The organism is Enterococcus sp. DIV1208 (assembly GCF_050530455.1).
GTDB classification, from domain to species: Bacteria; Bacillota; Bacilli; order Lactobacillales; family Enterococcaceae; genus Enterococcus_B; species Enterococcus_B hirae.
This window is the reverse complement of record NZ_CP172887.1, coordinates 1292115-1316929: the sequence shown is the minus strand read 5'-3', so window position 1 is coordinate 1316929 and position 24815 is coordinate 1292115. Positions and strand designations below refer to the sequence as shown.

General features: G+C 39.1%; 23 protein-coding genes and 1 pseudogene. 1 reads left to right on the top strand and 23 read right to left on the bottom strand.

Annotated elements, in window-relative coordinates; genetic code table 11:
* Positions 1–20 precede the first annotated feature (20 nt).
* Positions 21–1730 carry a fibronectin-binding protein EfbA gene (gene efbA / locus IGK91_RS06090; RefSeq protein ID WP_081130424.1) on the top strand — a complete coding sequence of 570 codons (1710 nt, stop codon included), beginning with the start codon at positions 21–23 and terminating at the stop codon, positions 1728–1730.
* A 297-nt stretch (positions 1731–2027) separates the two neighbouring features.
* Here efbA and IGK91_RS06085 read toward each other — a convergent pair whose 3' ends face one another.
* The 23 genes and pseudogenes from IGK91_RS06085 to IGK91_RS05975 all read right to left on the bottom strand — a co-directional run bounded on the left by IGK91_RS06085 (position 2028) and on the right by IGK91_RS05975 (position 24671).
* Positions 2028–2840, bottom strand: a complete 813-nt coding sequence (locus IGK91_RS06085) for a MetQ/NlpA family ABC transporter substrate-binding protein (RefSeq protein ID WP_010737549.1) — start codon at positions 2838–2840, stop codon at positions 2028–2030.
* 11 nt (positions 2841–2851) lie between these two features.
* A complete protein-coding gene (locus tag IGK91_RS06080; RefSeq protein WP_081122776.1) occupies positions 2852–3523 on the bottom strand; it encodes a methionine ABC transporter permease in 672 nt (223 codons plus the stop codon).
* Positions 3520–4242: an ATP-binding cassette domain-containing protein gene (locus IGK91_RS06075; RefSeq protein WP_010737547.1), complete on the bottom strand. Its 723-nt coding sequence runs from the start codon at positions 4240–4242 to the stop codon at positions 3520–3522. The genes IGK91_RS06080 and IGK91_RS06075 overlap by 4 nt, the downstream gene beginning before the upstream one ends.
* 405 nt (positions 4243–4647) lie before the next feature.
* Positions 4648–5207: pseudogene (locus IGK91_RS06070) on the bottom strand (transposase); the annotation flags it as partial.
* A 146-nt stretch (positions 5208–5353) separates the two neighbouring features.
* Positions 5354–6532, bottom strand: a complete 1179-nt coding sequence (locus tag IGK91_RS06065; RefSeq protein WP_081122778.1) for a hypothetical protein — start codon at positions 6530–6532, stop codon at positions 5354–5356.
* 243 nt (positions 6533–6775) lie between these two features.
* Positions 6776–6949: a hypothetical protein gene (locus IGK91_RS06060; protein ID WP_010737544.1), complete on the bottom strand. Its 174-nt coding sequence runs from the start codon at positions 6947–6949 to the stop codon at positions 6776–6778.
* A 722-nt stretch (positions 6950–7671) separates the two neighbouring features.
* Positions 7672–8580, bottom strand: coding sequence for a LysR family transcriptional regulator (locus IGK91_RS06055; protein ID WP_010737543.1), 909 nt, complete (start codon positions 8578–8580; stop codon positions 7672–7674).
* Entirely contained in the window at positions 8577–9281 is a 705-nt protein-coding gene (locus IGK91_RS06050; protein WP_010737542.1) for a carbonic anhydrase family protein, read from the bottom strand. Before IGK91_RS06050 ends, IGK91_RS06055 begins: the two co-directional genes overlap by 4 nt.
* A gap of 31 nt (positions 9282–9312) precedes the next feature.
* Positions 9313–9954, bottom strand: a complete 642-nt coding sequence (locus IGK91_RS06045; RefSeq protein WP_010719207.1) for a YfbR-like 5'-deoxynucleotidase — start codon at positions 9952–9954, stop codon at positions 9313–9315.
* A 459-nt stretch (positions 9955–10413) separates the two neighbouring features.
* Positions 10414–11064, bottom strand: a complete 651-nt coding sequence (gene pyrE, locus IGK91_RS06040; protein WP_164907395.1) for an orotate phosphoribosyltransferase — start codon at positions 11062–11064, stop codon at positions 10414–10416.
* On the bottom strand, positions 11046–11762 hold the full coding sequence (gene pyrF, locus IGK91_RS06035) for an orotidine-5'-phosphate decarboxylase (protein ID WP_181934258.1): 717 nt from the start codon (positions 11760–11762) through the stop codon (positions 11046–11048). Before pyrF ends, pyrE begins: the two co-directional genes overlap by 19 nt.
* Positions 11759–12688, bottom strand: a complete 930-nt coding sequence (locus IGK91_RS06030) for a dihydroorotate dehydrogenase (RefSeq protein WP_430605343.1) — start codon at positions 12686–12688, stop codon at positions 11759–11761. The genes pyrF and IGK91_RS06030 overlap by 4 nt, the downstream gene beginning before the upstream one ends.
* Positions 12685–13461, bottom strand: coding sequence for a dihydroorotate dehydrogenase electron transfer subunit (locus tag IGK91_RS06025; RefSeq protein WP_081122780.1), 777 nt, complete (start codon positions 13459–13461; stop codon positions 12685–12687). Before IGK91_RS06025 ends, IGK91_RS06030 begins: the two co-directional genes overlap by 4 nt.
* Before the next feature lie 178 nt (positions 13462–13639).
* A complete protein-coding gene (gene carB / locus IGK91_RS06020) occupies positions 13640–16825 on the bottom strand; it encodes a carbamoyl-phosphate synthase large subunit (RefSeq protein ID WP_010737538.1) in 3186 nt (1061 codons plus the stop codon).
* Positions 16826–16827: 2 nt separating this feature from the next.
* Positions 16828–17904: a carbamoyl phosphate synthase small subunit gene (locus IGK91_RS06015; protein ID WP_010737537.1), complete on the bottom strand. Its 1077-nt coding sequence runs from the start codon at positions 17902–17904 to the stop codon at positions 16828–16830.
* Between the two features lie 5 nt (positions 17905–17909).
* A complete protein-coding gene (locus IGK91_RS06010) occupies positions 17910–19190 on the bottom strand; it encodes a dihydroorotase (protein WP_010737536.1) in 1281 nt (426 codons plus the stop codon).
* 18 nt (positions 19191–19208) lie between these two features.
* Entirely contained in the window at positions 19209–20135 is a 927-nt protein-coding gene (locus IGK91_RS06005) for an aspartate carbamoyltransferase catalytic subunit (protein WP_010719215.1), read from the bottom strand.
* A gap of 12 nt (positions 20136–20147) precedes the next feature.
* Positions 20148–21431: a solute carrier family 23 protein gene (locus IGK91_RS06000; protein ID WP_010719216.1), complete on the bottom strand. Its 1284-nt coding sequence runs from the start codon at positions 21429–21431 to the stop codon at positions 20148–20150.
* Between the two features lie 13 nt (positions 21432–21444).
* Positions 21445–21984 carry a bifunctional pyr operon transcriptional regulator/uracil phosphoribosyltransferase PyrR gene (pyrR, locus tag IGK91_RS05995; protein WP_010719217.1) on the bottom strand — a complete coding sequence of 180 codons (540 nt, stop codon included), beginning with the start codon at positions 21982–21984 and terminating at the stop codon, positions 21445–21447.
* Between the two features lie 238 nt (positions 21985–22222).
* Positions 22223–23134, bottom strand: a complete 912-nt coding sequence (locus IGK91_RS05990) for an RluA family pseudouridine synthase (RefSeq protein ID WP_034866618.1) — start codon at positions 23132–23134, stop codon at positions 22223–22225.
* Positions 23131–23595, bottom strand: a complete 465-nt coding sequence (gene lspA, locus IGK91_RS05985) for a signal peptidase II (RefSeq protein WP_010737534.1) — start codon at positions 23593–23595, stop codon at positions 23131–23133. Before lspA ends, IGK91_RS05990 begins: the two co-directional genes overlap by 4 nt.
* Positions 23596–23599: 4 nt before the next feature.
* A complete protein-coding gene (locus IGK91_RS05980) occupies positions 23600–24298 on the bottom strand; it encodes a CBS domain-containing protein (protein WP_010719220.1) in 699 nt (232 codons plus the stop codon).
* Positions 24285–24671, bottom strand: a complete 387-nt coding sequence (locus IGK91_RS05975) for a hypothetical protein (protein WP_081122784.1) — start codon at positions 24669–24671, stop codon at positions 24285–24287. Before IGK91_RS05975 ends, IGK91_RS05980 begins: the two co-directional genes overlap by 14 nt.
* Between the last annotated feature and the right edge of the window lie 144 nt (positions 24672–24815).

The following is a 24815-nucleotide window of genomic DNA, read 5'->3' as shown; positions in this document are numbered from 1 at the left end:
AAAGAAATGAGGAATGAACCATGTCCTTTGATGGTGTCTTTACTCATGCAATGATCAATGAATTGCGTGAGACTCTATTATCTGGTCGGATTTCTAAAATCCACCAACCTTACGAAAATGAAGTCGTATTAGTGATTCGCTCACGTGGTAAAAATCAGCGTTTGCTCTTATCTGCACATCCTAGTTATGCTCGAATCCAGATCACTCAGATCGACTATCAAAATCCAGACACACCACCGAACTTTGTGATGATGTTACGCAAGCATCTTGATGGGGCAATTTTGGAGTCGATCGAACAAATCGAAAACGACCGAGTGATCCACTTTCATTTCACGAAACGAGACGAACTAGGAGATCTCCAAAATATCATTTTGATTGTGGAACTCATGGGTCGACATAGCACGATCATCTTAGTGAATAAAGAATCAGGAAAAATCTTAGATGCGATCAAGCATATTGGTAGTTCACAAAACACTTATCGTTCCCTTCTGCCTGGTGTAGACTATATTGCTCCACCTGAACAAAACCAGCTGAATCCCTTTAGTCAGGAAAAAGAAAAAGTCTTCCATCGGCTTTCTCAAATGGACTTGACACCAAAAGGAATCCAACAACAATTTCAAGGAATCGGTTTTGATACTGCGCAAGAATTGGTAGCTCGCTTAACAGAACGCCCCAATGAAAAAATGTTGGTATGGCAAGAATTCTTCACAGCAATCGACACCCAACTCTCCCCTAGCCTTTATGAAGTAGCGGAGAAAGAATATTTTACGCCGATCAACTATCGTTTCTTTGACTCAAATACGCAACAAAAAAAGATGTACCCGACTCTCAGTGCGTTATTAGATGCGTTTTACCAAGAAAAAGCGGAAAAAGACCGTGCCAAACAACAAGGTAGCGAGCTCATCCGCAAGATTGAAAACGAGCTTAAGCGAAACAGAAATAAACTGAAAAAACGGGAGCAGACCTTAAAAGATTCGGAAAATGCCGAAGATTATCGTCGAGATGGCGAACTATTAACTACTTTTATGGCTCAAGTACCTCGGGGCGCAAATGAAGTAACATTGCCTAATTATTATGAAGAAGATCGGCCGATCACAATCAAGCTTGATCCAGCATTAACGCCCAATCAAAATGCCCAAAAATATTTCCATCGCTACCAAAAACTAAAAAATGCCGTCAAATTGATTGGTAAACAGATCGAAGAAGCCAAAAATGAGATCGATTATTTAGAATCTGTCTTGTCCCAATTAGAGATTGCTGGACCTATGGATATCGAAGTGATCAAAGAAGAATTGACAGCAGAAGGTTATTTAAAAAAGAAATCTTCGAAAAAACAAAAACGCAAGAAACCTTCACAGCCAGATCAATATCTTTCTACTGATGGTACGTTGATCTTGGTAGGGAAAAACAATCTTCAAAATGATCAACTTTCCTTAAAAACGGCGAAGAAAACAGACTATTGGCTCCATGCCAAAAATATCCCTGGCTCTCATGTCATTATCAAAAGTGACCAGCCATCTGATGAAACGATAACTGAAGCCGCTGAATTAGCTGCTTATTTCTCAAAATACCGTCATTCCGCCCAAGTACCAGTGGACTTGGTTCAAGTCAAGCATTTGCGCAAACCGAATGGCGCAAAACCAGGCTATGTGATTTATGAAAATCAAAAAACGATCATTGTTACTCCGGAAGAAGAAAAGATCAACAAGATGAAACAGATGACTAACTGATGTAATGCAATTTAATCTAGTCAACAGTATCGCATCTGGCCATCATCGATGAGTAAGCACTCCCCTTTTTATTCGCTAACATGACAAGTGCCTGTTCCAGAAAATATCGGATGATTTTTCTGGAACAGGCACTTGTTTCTATTATCTAGTCTATTGCTATCTTTGAACGGGTTCATCCAAGAAACTTCACTCTTGTCTTTCATGACAGCAAAAAAACGAGTAAGATGTCGAATGCCACCCTTACTCGTTTGTTAAAAACAGGCGTTTTGTTGATTTCTTCTCACTTTCTTTGTTCTTTTAAAAAGCTGGAATATTTGCGCCTTTAGAATTTTTCTTAATATACTCAGCGACTTCTTTCGTCGTCATTGCTTTTTTCAATACGTTGATTTTCTCGCTGTCTTTTTCCCCTTCTCTCGTTACCAGTTGCAGAGCGTAATGTTTGCTGGCAGCTTCATCTTCCAGTAAAATCGCATCTTTGGTCGATAAGCCCGCTGGTTCTAAGTAAGCAGGGTAACAAAAGACCATCGCAATGTCATTTTCATCATAGGCTTTTACTAGATTCAATAAATCGATTCGTTCAAACTGAAGATTTTTAGGATTGTCAACGATATCCGCCACTGTGCCGTTGAACCCGATGTTGTCCTTTAATTTGATGACACCATTTTTATTTAAGATTGCTAATGCCCGACCTTCATTTGTTGGATCGCTTGGAATACCGACTTTAGCATTTTTGGGCAATTGATCAGCATTCTTATAGTTTTTGGAATAAAAGCCCCCCGCAAAATAATAAATGGGTTGGACGGCGACTAAATCTGCTTTTTTTTCTTGATTGAACATTTCCATAAACGGTTCATGCTGTGCAAAATTGGCATCTGCTTCGTCATGTTGAACGGCATCATTATAAGCTACATTGTCACTTACTTCCATAATATCAATGGTGTAACCCTGTTTCTCCACTTCTTTTTTGGCAATCTCCAAAATATCTTTTGATGACTCTAACTGAACAGCCACTTTGATTTCCTTTTTGTCTTTATCCGCTGAATGACCTCCACAAGCTGCTAAAGTTAAGATCGCAATCATTGCGAAACCAATCAAATAAAACTTCTTCATTCTTCTTCCTCCTATTTTCGTTTATCCAGTGTCTGAGCAACAAAGTTTCCCAGCATTTGTAAAATAAAGACTAAAACGATCATGATCACAATGGCGACATACATGACCCCATATTCATAGCGTTGATAACCGACACGAACAGCAAAATCACCGATTCCGCCACCGCCAATGACTCCCATGACAGTCGAATAGGAAACCATACTGACAGTCGTCGTCGTATACGCCAAGACTAAACCACTTCTCGCTTCTACTAGTAAAAAATGCCAGATATATTGAAAGCGAGTCGTCCCTAATGAATTGGCCAATGCATAAGTTTCGTCAGAAACATCCAGCAAGACCTGTTCAACTAGCCGAGCAAAGATAGTGATCGCAATGATACTAAGTGGTACAGAAGCTGGTATAGGACCAAAGGCTTTGCCTAATATCGCGCGAGTTACTGGGATCAACGCAATCACAAATAATAGATAGGGAAAAGAGCGGATCACTGTGACTAAAAAATTCAAAGTCCAATAAATCCAAGGATAACGACCACGAACTTTAGGATTCGCCAAAAACAACCCTAAACCTAGTGGCAATCCGCCAACCACACACACGCCCATCGAAATAGCCATCATGATGCCCGTTTCTTCGAGACTGGTCAGTAGCGCTGGCCAATACTCCATCATGCTTTGTAAATGAATCATTGCGCTAAGCTCCTTTTTATTTTTTCAAAATACGTCAAGTTTTCTTCCGTATAACGTTGTGGGTGATTTCTTAATTCGCCAATCAACTCGCCATTTTCCATGACCAAAATTCGTTGGCATAAGCTTTTCACGGTTTCTAATTCGTGACTAACAAAGAAAATTGTCGGCTGGAATTCTTCATGGACTTTATGCAATAAACGAATCACACTTTCCGTATTTTCTTCATCTAGTGAGCTGGTGGCTTCATCACACAATAAAATTTCTGGGTCACGTGTCAACGCCCGAGCAATCGACACTCGTTGCTTTTCACCGCCAGATAGTTTTACTGGATAAACAGCATCTTTATGAGCCATCCCAACAAAATTTAATAAATAATCGATTTTTTCACGATTCTTTTTCTTTTGCAGCTTCAATGGTAATGACACGTTTTCATACACCTTTAAGTTATCTAATAGATTATGGTTTTGGAAAATCATCCCCATTTTTTGTTTTTGCTGCCTTTTTTCTTTTTTGTTCAACTTTTGAACGGCCACACCATCGATTAGGATTTCCCCACTACTAGGTTCTTCCATTAAGTTCAACAAACGAAGTAACGTAGATTTACCAGAACCGCTTTTCCCAACGATTCCGATGATCTCACCTGGTTCGATTGTCAAATGAATATTCTTTACCGCTTGCGTGCCTTCATAGCTTTTAGTTACATTGATCAATTCAATCATCTGTTCCTCCAACGAAAAATAGTACACCTTATCAAACTGTTTGATAAAATTAGATAAATCAATTTATTGGTTTTCTATTTGAATAAAAAACGCTTCCTAAATACTAACTGTTTCTATAATGGCGGAGTATTCGTAAAAAAGCAACTTTTTTACTCATCTTCTATCTGTTTTTTAACTGTATTAATAATGGTGTTTTATAAACCGATTTATCTGTATCTTTTATGAACCCTCACTGTAACAAGCATGTATTCTATCTATTGCCATTAATCACCATAGGCTAACAACGTTGTTATTTCTTTTTTCAACAAATTCAGTTTCTTTTTCATAAAAACGAAAAATAGGAGGAAAAGAAAAAGCGGTCAAACGATCGCTGTTGTCGATCGTTCAACCAATTTTTCAATGGCTCTATAATTTGAGAGTGGGACAATAGTTCTTTCTCAAAAAGAAAATAAGTTCGACTTTGATGGCTAGTGTCAAAATCGAACTTATTTTTTCTATTATGTACACTTTCCTCTCCATATATTTTCCTAATTTTCTTAAATTTAATGCCATCAGTGCCAAACCAATATCAATCGTTGCTCCTTGTTTCCCACGCAAATGGAAACGATGGAACGCCAAGTGAGTCTTTAGATGCCCGAACACTGGTTCGACCTCGATTTTCTCCTCTAAAAGCTTTTTTCTGCATTCTGCTTTGAAATAGCGCCAATTATTATTTACTTGAATTTTTCGCTTTTGTTCACTTTTCGCACGCGTACATTAACGACGGACTGGACAGTTCCGACAATCCTCACATTCATAGATTTTGAAATCTTGAATAAAGCCACCTTTATCTTTCGACTATCATTTTTGAACGGTATCGGACGATTCGCTGGGCAAATGTATTCATCTTGTTCTTCAAGGTAGTGCCAGTTTTCCACGTTAAATGGATTCTCCTTGTATTTCTTTTTGTTTTCTTTGTGATAACTTAGGATCTTTTTGATTAATCAATTAATCAACATGAAATAACAAAAAAATCTGAGACAGAATGAGGTTCATTCTGACCCAGATTTGATTTTACACCACTCATCAGTCCTTATTGACAAAGAGCCAAGGTTTACACACTTTTTGTAAACTATCTTGTCATAGATATAGTTGTATTTTGTGCAATAGGTTTCTCTGAATTATTTATAACTATACTTTCTAGTTTTTTTGAAAGGTTCTGTTTCAATGATATGTCTCTTTTATTTCTTTCTTTAGCAAAGTTAATATTGAGTTTATTATACTCATTAAGAAACTTTTTTGCTTCAAAAGGACTTATTTTCCCTTGGCCTTCAAGCGAATTTATATGATTTACCTCCTTAATTATTTCAGCTTGAATATGAAATTTTTCCGACTCTAATTTTGGAATTATGTTACGATTTATCTCATTAAGGTCTGCTTTTACGTCACTAATATTACGAGGATTTTCAAATTGAGTCCTATACTGATTCTGTAATAGTAAAAGTAACTCTTTTTCTTGCCTACGGAAAGCATTGATTTCTTGAGTTTTCTCGTTGAACTGGGATATAAGTTTTTTACTTCTTATTAGAATACGTTCTGTTTCTTGTAGAGAAATAGTAGGTTGCTTTGTGCGTGATGTTGTCATAGTTGATTTACTTGTGCTCACAGAATGGGTTTTCTTTGATTCTATAGACTCTTGTAATTGATTTACCATGTCTTTACAATTGGATATAAGATAGTCGATATGCTTTTTATTTGTACTTAAAACTTTTATTTCTTTATAGCATTCTTTAAGCATTTTTTTGTTCTTTATTTTATGCTTTCTTAAATTTACCTTTTGCTGTGTCATTTTACCATATTCAATTACTATATCATTTCTTAGTTTACGGAATTTCGAGCAAAAATTTTGAACCCGCTGGAGATTCGTTTGTAATTGATTAACTTCTATAGAACTTTCAGTAGAAATTCCCTCTTTTAATTTTTTAAAATCTGTCTCTTCTTGCTTAATAAGATTCTTTATTTTTTTATGTAAAAATTTTTTAGCAGAATATGGTTGTCTTGAAACATCATCTTGTATTTCATCTAAATGTTTTAAGTTCCCCTTATTTCTGTGTTTTGAGTGTAGTTTTTTGTGTGAATAAGTTTTATCAGATAAACGGGTGGTTTCATTCCTGTTTTCTAAATCTAGTACTTTTCCTAATCCCCTCCCTTGATTTTGGTTGTCTAAACTAGGCAGTGCCCTTGCTCCGCCTATTCCACTTGCTATGCTTAAAGCATTAAGAAAAGTAACTATCATTTTGTCTAATCTCATATGCCATCAATCTCCTTTTCATTTAATGATTTTCACTTATCCTATGGAAAATAAAAACTTATACAGAAAAAATTCTGTTTCAAAAGCCATAATGCACCGATCAACAAAAGTTAGACCAAAAATCTAACGTCTGAAACTTTAATTTTCCCAAAGTCTGTTCGAGTCTTTCTAATCAAACCAACTAGTCCTTCACGTTCCTATTTTTGTACCCAACGATAGAGTGCACATAGAGACGCTTCACTTTTAATAGATATTTACCTTAGCTACTACATTTTTATCTAAAAGAGTTAATCCTTGGCTACTATCTGCCACAGTAGATGGTTCATTTATTGTAGAAGCATATCCAGAGATTGTGCTTTCAGATACGCTAATTCCAATAGTTAAAATATCTAAAGATAAGATAAACTTATTTTTCATTTTCTATTACCTCGAAATCCAAAAAACAGAAAGCGCTTTCTGGATAAATCATAACAGAGAAATCAAATTATATATATAAAAGTCATAAAAAATAGTTTTCATGTCATAATCGTTCATTTTTTCTGTATTGTCCTTTATTTATAAAAAATTATTTCCACATCCACAGTCAATAAGAGCAACGAAATTCAATTCATTTTAGGATATAGATTAAGGTTTTGATATAAAAAGTCAAAATTTTTTGCATACAAATAATTTACAATTGTTATTATATTTTATAAAGGTAATTTATAAATTTATTCATTGTTCATTTGTACAGGTTGATCGTATTTTACAAATCAATCAACTAGATAAATTACTATAAGAAGTAGCGAGAGATAATTTAGTGATAGATATCTAAAAAGATACCATGAAAAATTGGTTTAATTAAACAATTACGGAGGAGTAAATATTAGCGATTATGACGTAAAACACATATTTTATGAAATTTTTTTACATAACTTAAAGTATATAATATATCAGAATAAGAAAGCGTTTTTTTGTTAAAAGTGTTATCTAACACCTTTTAAGGAGACTTAAATAATGTGAAGAAAAAAATATTACTTGGTATTTATTTTGTCTCATTGTCTTTCAAAACACAAAAAATATCTGAGACAGAATGAGGTTCATTCTGACCCAGATTTGATTTTACACCACTCATCAGCCCTTATTGACAAAGAGCTTTTTCAATTTGTTTTGATCTGACTTAGTAAAACGGTTAGACTTTCCATGAATTTTTGTGCAATTTCGCTTAATTGGCGCTTAGCAGAATAAATCACATACAATTCATTTTGGGGACTATTTGCCAATGGAATCAAACGTAAATACTCTTTGATCTCACCAATGACCAGCCCAGAACCTGAAGCATAAGCATCTGTTTCTAACACGATATTCATCAATGTTCCCCGATCACTCGTATAGATAACCGTTTCTTGATCAGGACTTTCAATCAAGTCTTCATAAAAATAAGGAAAATTATTGCCATCTTGTGTAAATCTCACTTGGGGATAAGGAAGTAATTCTTCTTTAAAAATTTCTTTCTTCTCACTGAGCGGATGTCCCTGACGTAAAAAAATGTGCGTTTGAAATTCTCCTAATGAATGGGCAACTAGCTCCCCTTGCTCTAAGTAGCGCTTGATCCCTGCTTGATTGTGTTCATTCATATAAAGAATCCCAATCTCACTATGCTGATCCTTCACTTCTTCAATCACATTAGCAGTCGTTGTTTCAACGATTCGAAACTGTTTGATCTCACTTTTGAAAGAAGAGATCAACTTTGCTGTTAAAGGACCTAAGAAATCATAATGTTGCGAAGCAATTGAAAAGCTTTCACGCTTCTCATTCGTCAAATAATAGTTTTCTAAAGACTCTAACTGTAAGAGAATCCGTTCCGCTCTTTTTAAAAACTCTTGTCCTTCCTCGGTCAGATACGCCCCTCGATTCGTTCGAGTGAACAGCGTGATCCCTAACTCGGTTTCTAATTCTTTGATTCCTGCGGAAAGACTTGGTTGTGCGACATAGAGTTTTTTAGCTGCTTCTCTGAAACTCCCATTGTTCGCTACAGCAATTACATATTTTAATTGTTGGAAGTTCACTGATGATCCCTCACAAAATAACTGATTGGACGATTTTTCAACGGTTGGAGCGGACGGTTGTTTGGTTGTGCATACTGTCCTTTAAAAGGAATCAAGAAATCTTTATTTAGTTTTTGCACTTGATCCATGACAAACCATTGGATTGGTCCACTCGTTGGTGGCGTAGTTAAAGAGCCGACATAATGGTAATGGCTTTTTTGTTCAGGAAAAAGAACCAATGGATTGGTCCAATGTTCATGTTTTTCTACATTCCAACTATCGCCATTGTCTCGATCGTACAACCAACCTTCATCCGTCGTTAGCTGAAACATCACACCAACAACTAAGTTTTCTTTTTTAGCATTCATATGAACAAAGTGGAACTCGATATCTTCTTGATTACCATTGATCAGATGTTCAGAAGGCATATGAAAATGGATATCTGTGAGATAATATTTCTGACCTTTAAATTCGACATAACTAAGCTGATCATAAGGAACCAAGTGGATCGTATTTTTAAATTCTTTATCTGTAAACCGTTGCTTCTGATAATGAAAAGCAATGGTATCTGATTGATCCTTCGCTGGCTCACAAGTGGTCAATGGAATGGGCGACTGCAATTCAAACGCCGCACCTTTAGCAAACCAGTCGCATAATTCAGCCCAATGTTCCGGTCCTCTTTCTCCCGTATATCCCCATTCAACATCCATATTCTTTTTCACTTTTATTCCTCCTGCATCTTTGCAAAATTTTCTATTGTTGACTATTTTTAACGATCGTTGAAACAGTCGCTAAAAAGTCTTCTTTTCCATAAAATTCTTGATTCAGTAATTCAGGGAAAATCTCGTTGAAGAAATACTTGACAGAAGGACGATGCTCAAACCCTTTGATCGTAGTTACCGCTTCAATAAACATCTCTTTATATACTTTTTCTGGATTGTTCTTGATGATCTCTTCAAATGATTCGTACAATAGATCGACTTTATCAGAGATTGCTAATAACTCACCTTCCACTGTGTCATCTTTTCCTTCAAACAATCGCCGGCGGTATACTTCTTGAAACTCTTCCGGAATCTCTTGGTTGATGAACTCATCCGTCATCTTTTCTTCAACTGTTTGTAACATTCCCCGTAACTCTTTATTTGCATACTTGACCGGTGTTTTGATATCCCCGATAAAACGTTCTGTGTAATCGTGATTTAACGCTTTTTCATAAAGTAATTTCCAATCGATCGCTTGACCATGAACCTCTTCAATGTCACCTAAGACTTGAGCAATCGAAGCCACTCGATAAGAATGAGCGGCTACCGTATGTTCAGTAAATTTAAAGAACCCTGGCGCTCGTGTAATTTTTTCCAAATTATTCAAACCTAAAATAAATTCATTCAATCCCATAAAATAGCCTCCCCTTTACTTTTCCGATGATTTTATCATTAAATAACTATCTTTCGCAAACATCCCGTTTGTAAATCAACGAAAAATTAATTTTTTTGATGAGAATCATGCCATTCTTGCTATAAAAAAATAGAAACCAGAAAAACAACTCTAGTTTCCATCAAAATAATCATAAGATTCAAAACCAACTCTGTGTAAGCTCCTCGCCTTAAAAACGACAAGCGAAGTACAGCAACTATTAGTTCAGAAACATTCAAAACAACATAGCTCTAAAACCTCGCAGGAATTTTTTTCTTACGAAATTTCGTAATCGCGCTACTCGTCCATAGCAAAACTTTCGCCTTGAATGCTTCCTTTGTTTCATTCAGTTGTTTTGTTTGATCCTAGTATACCATGGATTTTGTTCAACGAAAGCCCTTTTTTGAGTCTTTTGTTTTTGTTCCATCTTCATTTCCTTCGTTACTGTTTTAACCAGTCCGCTGGATTCTTTTTCCATTCTTTTAACAAGGCTAATTCCGCTTCATCAATATATTTTTCGGCTAATGCCGTTTCAATCAAGACAGAATAATTCGTGAGAGTAAATAGTGGTAACTCTGCTTTGGCAAAATTTTCTTCACCTGATGGTAGTTCATACGTAAAGATCGCTGCTACGCCTAATACATTTGCGCCTTCTCTTTTGGCTGCTTCCGTTGCTTCTAAAACGCTTTGGCCTGTCGAGATCAAATCTTCGATCACAACCATTTTTTGACCTTCAAAAATCCGTCCTTCGATTTGATTGCCTTTACCGTGATCTTTCGCTTTACTACGGATATAAACCATAGGCAAGTCCAAGATTTCTGCCACCCATGCAGCGTGAGGGATTCCTGCTGTTGCTGTACCAGCAATGACTTCCACGTCAGGGAATGCTTGCTTGATTTTTTCTGCTAACCCTTGAGCAATTGCTTTTCTGACTTTTGGATAACTCATCGTGATGCGGTTGTCACAATAAATCGGGCTTTTTAGTCCACTTGCCCACGTGAATGGTTCATTTGGGCTTAAGAAAACCGCTTCAATAGCTAACAAATCTTTGGCAATGTTCTTTTCAATCGTATTCAAATTGATCGACTCCATTCTTCTTTGATTGTTTGATAGGCTTGGTAGGGATCTTTCGTTTGAGTGATTGGTCGTCCAACCACGATAAACGTTGAACCAATTCCTCGAGCTTGGGCAGGCGTGACGATCCTCGTTTGATCACCTGCGACGCTTCCTTCTGGTCTGATACCCGGAGAAAGGCAAATGAAATCTTGGCGGGTAGCTGCTTTGATGCCACTCACTTCTAAGGCAGAAGAAACAACGCCATCTAGTCCGGCAGCTTCGGCACATTTCGCATAATGGATCACACTTTCTTCTAAGGGAACTTGGATCAATTGATCATGATGCATATCCGCTTCACTAGTTGAAGTAAGCTGAGTGATTGCTAACAACAATGGGCGTTTTTTGCCAGCAGGCGTTCCTTCTTCTAGCCCACGTAGTGCCGCTTGCATCATTTTGATTCCGCCAGCTGCATGGACACAAGTGATATCCACGCCTAGTTTTGCTAACCCACGCATGGCTTTTTCCACCGTGTTAGGGATATCATGAAGTTTCAAGTCTAAAAATACTTCATGTCCAGCATCTTTCAACCAACGAACAATAATCGGTCCTTCCTGATAAAATAATTCCATTCCGATTTTTACAAATAATTTTTCCTCTTCAGGGAATAGTTGCATAAATTGTTCCACTTCTTGCCACGTCGAAAAGTCTAAAGCAATAATTGGTCGTTGGTTCATTTCATTCGTTCCTCTCTTACTTCTTTGATTAGTTGTTGGAGGGATTCGATCCCTAATTCTGCCATTCGTACGGGTAGTTCTTCAATCAGTTTCGGACAAATGTACGGATCCGTAAAATTAGCTGTTCCTACTGCCACGGCACTGGCTCCTGCCATGAACATCTCTAAGACATCGTCAACGGTTTGGACCCCGCCCATACCAATGATCGGTAACTCGGAAACAGCAGCAACTTGATGGATCAAACGAATTGCCACTGGTTTGATCGCAGGACCAGAAAGACCGCCTGTCTGATTAGCTAAAATAGGTTGACGTGTTTTCAGATCGATCCGCATTCCAAGAAGCGTATTGATCATCGTAAAGCCATCTGCCCCACCGCTTTCGATTGCTTGTGCAATGGGCACGATATCCGTCACATTAGGGGAAAGTTTCACATAAACTGGTACACTTGCAACCTTTTTGACAGCTTTCGTCAATTGAAAGGCAACGTCTGGGTCTGTCCCAAAGGCAATGCCGCCATGTTTGACATTCGGGCAAGAAATATTCAACTCGATCGCTTTGACATTCGGCGCTTCACCAATTTTACGACAAACCTCGACATAGTCTTCTTCACAGGCACCAGCGACATTCGCAATGATAGGTAAATCTGGATAGACAGCTAATTCTGGTAACAGTTCATTCATGACAACTTCCAGACCGGGATTTTGCAATCCGATCGCATTCAACATACCGGAGGGTGTTTCCGCCACACGTGGGGTGGGATTACCAAACCTTGCATGTGACGTTGTCGCCTTGACCATAATCGACCCCAATTGATTCAAATCGTAATATTTCCCATATTCTTTTCCAAATCCAAAGCATCCACTGGCTGGCATGATCGGATTTTTCAATTCCAAACCTGGGAGCTTAACTGCTAAGGGATTACTCATAAGACAACCTCTCCTACTTTAAAAATTGGCCCTTCGTCACACACCTTGACACTTTTTGTTCCAGTTTCATCATCCGGTCGATGACAAACGCACGCATAACAAGCACCGATACCGCAAGCCATTCGTGATTCTAAGGACAATTGGACATTTGGGTGATCCACAAAAAGTTGTTCGACTGTTTTTAAGAGACCATTTGCACCACAAGCAAAGACAGCTTTTGGTTGCTTATGAGTACTCATTAGCAGATTCCCGACGTTTCCATGGATCCCATAAGTACCATCATCCGTCGCTACTCTGGTTTCACCTAATTCATGAAACTTTGCTTCATGGTACATGACTTCTTTTGATGCAAATCCTAAAAAATTGGTGACTTTTACGTCCCGCATATTCAGTTGTTTGGCTAATTCATATAAAGGTGGGATACCAATTCCTCCCCCTACGATGAACACTTCATCTCCTGCGGACAACCCAGATAGATCAAAGCCATTGCCTAATGGACCTAAAACGTCTAAAGAATCGTCAGCTTTCAATGTAGAAAATTCTTTCGTTCCTTCACCTTCGATTCGATAGATGATCTGGCAAGTGTGGTTTTGTTGATCAATCGAATGGATACTGATGGGGCGGCGTAAAAGCAAATCTGCTCTAGGTACTCGAATATTCAAAAACTGCCCAGGTATTAACATTTCTTTGACCAATTCTCCTTTTAAAGTCAATTCATAAATACGTGGTGCTAGTTGTGTTTGTTGAATGATTGTCATGACTTCTTGCTTCATATCTGCTCTCCTCTTTGGGATTTTTTCATTGCCAAACATCTCGACAAAAGTGATCCTTTCAGCCAATGTCAGTAACAAGGCGAACGTAAACGATCACTTTTATCTTTGTTTAGGTGCCTACAAGCTATTTTAACTATTACTTAATCGTTATAGGAACTGTCACTTTAGAACATGCTGATCAAATCGCTTGTGTTGAAAAAGCTCGAGACTCCATTACCCGAATGATCGCATCCGCTGTATCTAATGAAGTAAATAAAGGAATACCATGTTCAACTGCTTCTCGGCGAATGATAAATCCGTCTTTCGAGGCATTTCCTCGATCTTTATCGATGGTATTAACAACGACCTGTGCTTTTCCTTCTCGAATCAACTCAACAACATTTTTCTCCGTTGCTTTTTCAGAGATTTTAGCAACAGGCGTGACGATCAGCCCATTTTTTTCAAAATAAGCTGCCGTATGCTTGGTAGCTAATAGGCTGTAACCAATTTCTGAAAAACGTTTAGCTAGTGCTAACGCTTCTTCTTTAGTTTCATCAGCGATCGTGAACAAGACGGCACCATAATCTGGTAGGCGTAGACCTGATGCTTCAAACGCTTTGTATAATGCTTTATCTAAGTTTTGATCAGAGCCCATGACTTCTCCAGTAGATTTCATTTCAGGGCCTAAATAGGTATCCACTTGTTGTAATTTAGTAAACGAGAACACAGGAGCTTTCACATGAACAGCGTTGGATTCTGGATATAAGCCATTCGTAAAGCCTAAATCACTTAACTTTTCACCTAAGATCGCTTTTGTGGCGATTTGAGCCATCGGTATTCCTGTAACTTTACTTAAAAACGGAACCGTTCGACTTGCACGAGGATTGACTTCGATCACGTAAACTTGATTGTCGTGGATCACGAATTGGATATTCATCATACCGATGCAGTTTAATCCACGAGCTAAGCGAATCGTATAGTCTTCAATGGTTTGTTTGATCTCTGCTGAGAGTGCTTGTGGCGGATAAACAGCCATGGAATCCCCCGAATGGACCCCTGCACGTTCAATGTGTTCCATGATTCCAGGGATTAGAACTGTTTCCCCATCACAAATGGCATCTACTTCACATTCACTTCCAAGCAAATAACGGTCAATCAAAACAGGATGTTCTGGGGAAGCTTTCACTGCATGTTCCATATAATCTTCCAAATCTTGTTGATTTTCAACGATTTCCATTGCTCGACCGCCCAAGACATAACTTGGTCTGACAAGAACCGGATAACCGATTTTTGAAGCGATCCCTACTGCTTCTTCTTTACTAGTTGCAGTATCACCTAGTGGCTGAGGTACTTCCAGGCTTCTTAAGGCTTGTTCAAATAAATCACGGTTTTCAGCTCGATCTAGATCTTCAATTGTAGTACCTAAAATTTTGACGCCCGCTTGAACTAACGGCTCCGCTAAATTGATAGCTGTCTGACCACCAAACTGGACGATTACCCCAATCGGTTGTTCAAGTTCAATGACATTCATCACATCTTCAAAAGTCAGTGGTTCAAAGTACAGTTTATCAGAGATCGAGAAATCGGTTGAAACTGTTTCAGGATTGCTATTCATGATAATCGCTTCATAACCTGCTTGTTGGATCGCTTTTACTGAATGGACTGTCGCATAATCAAACTCGACCCCTTGACCGATCCGAATGGGTCCAGAGCCTAAGACAAGAACAGAATCTTTTGCGGATCGTTCACTTTCATTTTCAACTTCGTATGAGCTGTAAAAATAAGGCGTCTGTGAAGCAAATTCAGCCGCGCACGTATCGACCATTTTGTATACGGGTTTGATGTCGGATTTTTCACGTAGCTCTCTGATCTGTTTCGCTTCAGTTTTCCACAGTTCAGCAATCTTTTGATCTGTAAACCCGTTTTGTTTCACAGTACGTAAGACGTTTTCATCCTGCGGGTGTTCCAACAGTTCAGTTTCTAGTTCAACGATATGGAGCAACTTGTCTAAAAAGAACAAATCGATCTTTGTCAACTCTGCCAATTCTTCAATTGGATAGCCGCGGCGAATCGCCTCTGCGACATAGAATAAGCGATCATCTTGGGCACGGACGACTTTTTCGATCAATTCACTATCATCGATCATGTTTAGTTCTGGTAGTTCCAAATGGTGTGTCCCGATCTCTAAAGAGCGGACAGCTTTTAATAGGGATTCTTCAATGTTACGACCAATCGCCATCACTTCGCCAGTTGCTTTCATTTGAGTTCCTAAAACTCGTTCCCCATTCTCAAATTTATCGAATGGCCAACGAGGAATCTTAGCAACGACGTAGTCCAAAGCTGGTTCAAATTCTGCATAAGTCGTTCCAGTTACCGGATTCTTCATTTCATCAAGTGTTAAACCTAAAGCGATCTTAGCCGCCAATTTTGCAATCGGGTAACCAGTTGCTTTACTTGCTAAAGCAGAAGAGCGTGAAACACGTGGGTTAACTTCGATCACATAATAATTGAAGCTATGTGGATCAAGTGCAAGTTGGACATTGCAGCCGCCTTCGATTTTCAATGCACGAATAATCGCTAATGATGCATCACGCAACAGCTGGTATTCATGATCTGAAAGGGTCTGACTTGGGGCGAAGACGATCGAATCGCCTGTGTGGATACCCACTGGGTCAAAATTTTCCATGTTACAAACAACAATGGCATTATCAGCCGAGTCACGCATAACTTCGTATTCAATTTCTTTGAATCCAGCAATACTGCGTTCGATCAAACATTGGGTCACTGGAGAAAGGCTCAGACCATTTTCTGCGATCACTCGAAGTTCTTCTTCATTTTTACACATTCCACCACCCGTTCCACCTAACGTGAAAGCGGGACGAACGATGATTGGATAGCCAATTTTATTAGCAAATTCGACTGCTTCTTCAACAGTTGTGACGATTTCAGATTCGGGGATTGGTTGATTCAGTTCTTCCATCAACTTTTTAAATAAATCACGATCCTCTGCTTGATCGATAGCAGATAATTTTGTTCCTAACAGCTCAATGCCTAGTTCATCTAAAATACCAGATTCTGCTAGTTCCATTGCCATGTTCAAGCCCGTTTGTCCGCCTAAAGTCGGTAACAAAGCATCAGGACGTTCTTTTCGCAAGATCCTTGAAACAAATTCTAGTGTGATCGGTTCGATATACACTTGATCGGCAATTTCTTGATCAGTCATGATCGTTGCGGGATTAGAATTTACTAAAACGACCTCATATCCTTCTTCTTTCAAAGCAAGGCAAGCTTGGGTTCCGGCATAGTCAAATTCCGCCGCTTGACCAATGATGATCGGACCTGATCCAATCACCATAATTTTTTTGATATCTGTACGTTTTGGCATGTTTATTTCTCCTCTCCTGCATCCATCATTTCCATAAATTCATCAAATAAATGAAGCGCATCATGTGGACCGGGAGCTGCATCAGGATGGAATTGGACGCTAAACGCTGGATAATGGCGATGTCTAATTCCTTCCACAGTCCCATCATTTACTTCTACATGTGTGATCAGCAACTGATCTGGATCAACTGTTTTTTCATCCACAGCATAGCCGTGATTTTGAGAAGTAAAATCGATCCTTCCAGTCGCGATTTCTCGGACAGGATGATTCAAGCCACGATGACCAAATTTCATTTTATAGGTATCCGCACCATTAGCTAAGGCAAACAATTGATGCCCTAAACAGATCCCGAAAATTGGTATTTTCCCTTGGATTTCTCGAATCATTTCAATAGCTTCTGGTACGTCTTTTGGATCTCCTGGTCCATTCGTCAGCATGACGCCATCCGGTGCTAGGGAGAGAATTGTTTTTGCATCCGTATTATAAGGTAATACGGTTAAATTGCAGTTTCTTTTACTTAGTTCACGCAAAATACTATGTTTCAAACCAAAATCAATGACAGCCACATTTTTTCCAGTTCCAGGACTTGGATATGGTTTACTCGTTGAGACTTGTTGCACTTGGTTTGTAGCTAAAACGGTCGCTTTCAATTGATCAAAAGCATGTTCAAAGGAATCACCAGCATCCACGATACTCGCTTTCATCGTTCCAACTTGACGGATTTTTCGTGTCAAGGCACGAGTATCGATCCCTGAAATTCCAGGGATACCTTTTCGTTTCAAAAACTCGTCCAATGTCATTTGACTCCGCCAATTAGAAGCCACTCTCGCATGTTCTTTGACGACTACGCCCTTGCAAGTTGGTGCGATGGATTCATAATCATCACGGTTGACACCGTAATTTCCCACCATCGGATACGTAAAGGTAATGATTTGCCCATTGAAACTTTGGTCTGTGATCGTTTCTTGATAGCCTGTCATGCTAGTAGTAAACACGATCTCGCCAAACACATTATTATTCGCTCCGAATGCTTTTCCTTTAAAAACTGTTCCGTCTTCTAAAATCAATAATCGTTCCATTTGCTTCACTCCCCTTTGTGCCATGCCAATTTTCCATCAACGAATGTTCCTAATGTTTCGCCCTTGACGTTCCATCCAACAAAAGGTGTGTTTTCGCCTTTCGATAAGAAATCTTTCTTATCGATTGTACTTGAGTGTTCAATATCGAAAATAGCTACGTCAGCTGGTGCCCCAACTGTCAATGTCCCAGCCTCTAACTGGAAGATTTCCGCTGGTTTGGTAGCCATCCAGTTGATCACTTGTTCGAGTGTGAAACGATTGGTTTCAACAAAGTGCGTATAAATCAGTTGGAAAGCTGTCTCACTTCCTACGATCCCAAATGGTGATTCTAAGAAACTTTTGCTTTTTTCTTCTAATCCGTGTGGCGCGTGGTCAGTCGCAATACAATCAATCGTTCCATCAAGAAGTCCTTCAATTAACGCTTCTCGATCTTCCTTTCCTCTTAATGGTGGGTTCATTTTCCAAAAGCCGAAGTCTTCGGGGATATCTTCATCAATCAAGATCAAATGATGGGGAGAAACCTCTGCTGTAACTTGGATACCCGCTTTTTTGGCATCACGAATGACCCGCACGCTTTCCTTGGTAGAAACGTGACAGACGTGATAGTGCACACCTGTTGCTTCAGCTAAAAGGAGATCCCGTGCGATTTGTGAGGATTCAGTTACACTTAAAATACCTGGCAAACCTAGTTCTTTTGCTTTATCACCAGCATGCATCACTCCACCGAATAGTAATGATTCATCTTCCGTATGTGCTACCAGTGCTTTGTTATTTTTTGCTGCTTCTTTCATGGCTTGATACATCGTTCCTGCGGTCTGAACACCCACGCCATCATTCGTAAATGCAAATGCGCCTGCTTTAATCATCGCTTCTTGATCCACTAAGACTTCACTTCGAAGATTTTCAGTGATCGGTGCATATTGCAAGACTTTGACCACTGCATCTCGTTTGATCAAGTCATAGACCTGTTCTAATTTTTCTGGGGTATCAGGTACAGGGTTCAGATTAGGCATGGCACAAACAGTTGTAAAGCCGCCTCTTGCTGCTGCTTTAGTACCAGCTGCAATCGTCTCCTTGTATGTAAATCCTGGCTCTCGTAAATGGACATGGACGTCCACTAAACCAGGTGTGATCAGTTGTCCTTTGGCATCAAACACTTCATCAAATTCAGCCTCGGAAAATCCTTCGCCGATTGCTTTGATTTTTCCGTTTTCGATCCAAATTTCTGCAGGTGTTGTTTCATTCTTTCGTGTATTGATTTGACCGTTTTTAATGAGTGTTCTCATCTTTTCTTCCTCCTAGCTTTACGCTTTTCCGTTTAGTACTGCTTCTAAGATCGCCATTCTAACAAAGACGCCATTGCTCATTTGCTGTACGATTCGTGATTGTAGTCCTTCCACAAGGGAATCAGCTAATTCGACATCACGATTGACTGGCGCTGGGTGCATGATGATCGCATGCTTTTGTAATTTCTTCGCACGTTCGACTGTTAATCCATACTCTTGGTGATAGGCTTCTTTCGAAAAACTTTCTTTCCCATCATGCCGTTCATGTTGTACTCGAAGCATCATCATGACATCCACTTGTTCTAATAATTCATCTAATGGCAGGTAGTGCCCATAGACTTCAAATTCTTCATCGTACCATTCACGTGGACCTGAAAAGAAAACTTGTGCTCCTAATCGTTTCAGCATTTGCATGTTTGATTTTGCTACTCGTGAGTGTGTGATATCCCCGACGATCGCTACTTTCAATCCCTCAAAGTAACCAAATTCTTCGTAGATCGTCATCAAATCAAGTAAGCATTGTGTTGGATGTTGGCCACTTCCGTCACCACCATTGATAATCGAGCATTGGATCGTTTTACTTTGGATCAATTCATCATAGTAATTTTCATCTCCATGGCGGATTACTGCAACATCCACACCGAGCGCAGACATCGTCAAGACCGTATCATAAAGGGTTTCCCCTTTTTGTACAGAACTCGTACTCGCTTCAAATTCAATCACTTCTAAGCCTAGTTTCTTTTCGGCTACATCGAAGCTCTTATGCGTACGAGTACTATTTTCAAAAAACAGATTCGTCGCAAAGTATTGCGGTTTTTGTGGTGTCCAGTTTGCTCCTTGTTTAAACTCTTGACCTCGTCGGATCAAGCCCATGACTTCTTGATCCGTTAAAGCTTCCACTGTCAATAAATGTTTTAAACTAATGCGTTCTGATTTGATGATCATGATAGTTCCTCCTTATTTTTCTTCGCTACGTGAAGTTTCGGGTAAGATAAGATTCAGAATGATACCAAGTACAGTTGCTAAAGCCATTGCTGATAACGTGAAGGTGCCTACTTCAAAAACCAAGCCGCCGATTCCGACCACTAAGATCACTGAAGCAATCAACAGATTTTTCTTTTTATCAAAATCGATTTTATTTTCGATCAAAATCTTCATTCCACTCGCTGCGATCACTCCGAACAAGATAAAGCTGATTCCGGAAATTACGGGTCCGGGGATACTTAAGATCAAAGCGCTTAATTTGCCCACAAATCCTAAAATCACAGCGAAGACTGCTGCACCACCGATGACGAATACGCTGTGTACACGAGTGATTGCTAACACACCGATATTTTCCCCATAACTTGTAACTGGAGGACCACCGACGAAAGCTGCAACGATCTGCGCTAAGCCATCTCCCATCAATGTTTTGTGTAAACCTGGCTCTTCAAAGAAATTACGTTTGGTTAATTTATTCAAGACCATCAAATGTCCAATGTGTTCCGTCATCGTAACGAAAGCGATAGGTGCCATCGTCGTTATTGCTCCTAAGTAAAGCTTCGGTTCATATTGAACAAATGGAATCTCGAAGTTTGGTAAAGCGAACCAAGCAGCATCAGCGATCGGCTTTGTATCGACGATTCCGAAGAGTAAAGCAACGAGGTAGCCGCAAATGATCCCTAACAAAATTGGAATAAGTCCTAAAAATCCTTTTAGCCACATGTTGAAGAAAATCGTCAATGCTAAAGTGATCAATGCCACGGCAATATATTTAAAATCATAGTTGCCTTGGTTATACATTGCGTTCGTTGCAGCATTCGCTGCTAACCCTAAGCCGATTACCATGATCACGGGACCAACGACAATCGGTGGTAAAATTTTGTCCAACCATGCTGAACCGATCTTTTTGATGATCCATGCGACGATCAAGTAAACCAGACCAGTCGTTACGGCTCCTTGGGCGATCGCTGGGTAACCGTCAGTCTTCATCAGCATTTGCATAGCTGCGATAAAGGCAAAGCTACTACCCAAGTAGGCTGGAATCTTTCCTTTAGTAGTAAAAAGATAAACTAATGTTCCTAATCCTGAGCTGACTAAGGCAATCCCTGGATCGATCCCCACTAAAATCGGCACAAGTACAGTAGCACCAAACATCGTAAAGAGATGTTGTAAACTTAAGCCGATCCAATGTCCTGTTTTTGGGCGATCGTGGATATCTAAAACCGCATCGTGATTATGGAATTTTTTCTGTTCTGACATATCAATTGCTCCTCTATTCTTCCTCTTTCAAAATCATGATTCGATCTTTGCCGTCAAGTTCTTGCATTTCGACTAAGATTTCTTCTGTTTTAGCTGTGGGAATGTTTTTCCCAACATAGTCTGCTCGAATCGGTAACTCCCGATGTCCCCTGTCTACTAAGACAGCCAGAGAAATTTTTCTAGGACGACCATAGTCCATTACTGCGTCCATCGCTGCTCGAATCGTTCGTCCAGTGTAAAGGACGTCATCGATCAAAATCACTTCTTTTCCTTCTAGTGAAACGGGAATATCTGAAGAATGAAGTTCTGCTTCAGCTGGTGTTTCTTTTTTATCATCACGATACAATGTGATGTCCAGCTCTCCGACCGGAACTTCGATGCCTTCTAGTTGCTTCAAACGATCGGCAACTCTTGATGCGATGTAAATGCCTCTTGTTTTTATCCCAATTAAGACAACATCTTGAATCGTCTGATTTCTTTCAATGATTTCATAAGTGATACGTGTCAATGCCCGCTTCATGGTTACTTGATCCACAACTTCTTTTGCTTGCATGTTTGTTTCCTCCTTTTTTATACACAAAAAAACTCCTGCCCTAAGAGGACAGGAGGAATGTCTAGACTAAGTGTACATTTAGATACACTGATAGTTATACTACGTCATTGAGTAATCGATGTTATGGCGCACCATAGCTCTCTTACCCACACCCTTCTTAGCCTCACGGGACTAAACTTAAAGGAACTGATATGAAGTTTTTATGCTTTCGTTGTTAAATACTATACCGTTATCTAAATCAAAATGCAACACTTTTCCTTAGTTTTTCTAAAGTTTTTTCAAAGATTGTTGGAAGCGGTGCTTCAAAGACCATTTTCTGACCTGTGATTGGATGGGTAAAACCTAAGAGCTTCGCATGAAGAAATTGCCCATTTCCTTTCAATGTCTTACTTGGTCCATAAACTGGGTCTCCAGCTAAAGGATACCCTATATATTTCATATGCACACGGATCTGATGGGTCCTACCTGTTTCTAACGTCAACTCTACCAACGTAAAATCATTGAATCGTTCCAAGACATTAAAATGGGTCACGGCTAGTTTGCCATCTTCTCTGACTGCCTGCATTTTACGGTTCACTTTTGATCGACCGATCGGTGCGTTGATCGTTCCTTTTTCATGAGGAATCACTCCATGGACTAACGCTACGTATTTACGTAAAGAAGTTTTATCTTTTAATTGCTTGGCCAAAGATTCATGTGCTAAATCATTTTTCGCTACCATCAACAAACCTGAAGTATCTTTATCGATTCGATGGACGATCCCTGGACGGATCACACCATTGATCGACGAAAGATCTTTTACATGATACATTAAAGCATTGACCATCGTACCATTCGGATGACCTGCTGAAGGATGGACGACCATGCCTTGTGGTTTATTGACAACAGCAACCGCTTCGTCTTCATAAACGATTTCTAATGGAATGTCTTCTGCTTCAATTGAAAGGGTCTCTGGTTCTGGCACAGCGATCACGATTTCATCATTTTTCTTCACTTTATAATTTGCTTTCACCACTTGTCCGTTGACCGAAACGGCACCATCTTTGAGCCAAAGCTGGATTTGTGAACGACTATAATCGTTGAATAAACCTGTGAGTACTTTATCGATCCGTCCTGTTTCTGTTTGAATCGTTGCGTTTAATTCTGTCATTTTTTCCCTTGTTCCTTTTCATCTAAAATAATGTATATCAAAATAAGAATCACACCACAAACAAGTGTCATATCAGCTACATTGAAGATCGGAAAATTCATAAAATCAGTTTGGAACATATCGACGACATATCCCAATCTTACACGATCAATAAAATTCCCAATAGCTCCTGCTAAAATAAAACTTAACCCTGTCAGCAACCATCGATTGCCCTGTTTGCGATTCTTGACCATCAATGTCACGACAACAATGACAGCAATCACTGTGATTATGACGAAAAACCACATCTTCCCTTCAAGCATACTCCAAGCTGCCCCAGTATTGCGTATATGATTCAACGATAAGACGCCTGGAATCAATGTCTTCGTTTCGCCTAAAGATAAATCATTGACGATCCACCATTTGACCCACTGATCAAGAGCCACTAATAATCCACTGATCATAAAATAAATTGCTAACAAAAAATCATTCCTTTTCTATTTGTTGATAAATATCTCTAGGTCTAATGATCCCCAGTAAGTTGCCGTCAGGATGACCATCTTTGGTAATCAGGACTGCTTCTAGAGTTCCTTGTTCCCGAAACATTGTTTCCACTTCATAAACATAAGTATGTTCAGCTACAAAACGATAATTCGTATATTTGCCATCACTAAAAATCAAATCAGCCGCTTTTTTATCTGTTAAATCAATGGTCCCTTTTTGACTTTCCTTTGCTAGCCAAAAACCAATGACCCGCAATGTCACAAGCGCTACGAATTTCCCTTTATTATACAAAGGAAACTGTGAGTATCGTTTTTTGGCAACCGTTCCTAACAAATCAAGTAAAGGAAGATCTCGTTCAAAACCTGTGACATGTTTCGCAAAGCGAGGTAAAACCTTTGCTGGACGAATCAAGTCTTCTTCAATCTGCTGGATCTTATTGACTGCCCAATCATTGGGTTCAGCAATCACAAAATCCACAGCAATCCGATCGTGAACAATGGCATTTCGTAACTGCGCCAGCTGAAGCAAATCTTCTTCATATTGACGAATCACTGCTTTTTTGCGTTGGGCAAGTCGCCGAACTAACTCAGTAAATCCCATATTGCGGGCGTTACCCATTTCATCTCTCATCCATTTTTCGATCCGATTAAAACTACTTAAAAAAATATCAGAGTTTGCCATCTTTCTCCTCCTTGATTACATAGGCTTGGTTTTTGATGAAAAAAAAGAAGCCAATCATTACAAGTACCACGAACATACTATAAATTAGATTGTGTAACCACAATGCGCTTAATCCACTTCCTAAAAATAAAAAGGGATAAATCTGTAACAATAAGAGATTCATTGTAATGAAGTATCCTTTGGACGGATGCGTTATTGTATACACTGGACTTTTTAACCAATAAAACGAAACTTGCATTGTAAAAGGTGCTTCTAACTTAAGTAAAACCGATTGATTATGATTCAATTGTCCTTTTTTCTTTCCATTGATCCGCAGTTGGATCGGACTACCCATGCCATAAAAACCTGTTCGTCTTGTCACTCGTACGTCCATAACGCCCCTCCTCCTGATGCTTTCTTAGTATACCGTAAAACACCCGAACAAGAAAGTAGATGTCTCAAAGTGTTTGAGTTCCCTATATTTAACTAATTTATAGACATTTTTTGCTCAAATGCAGCGAGTACAGTAAAAGTAGCC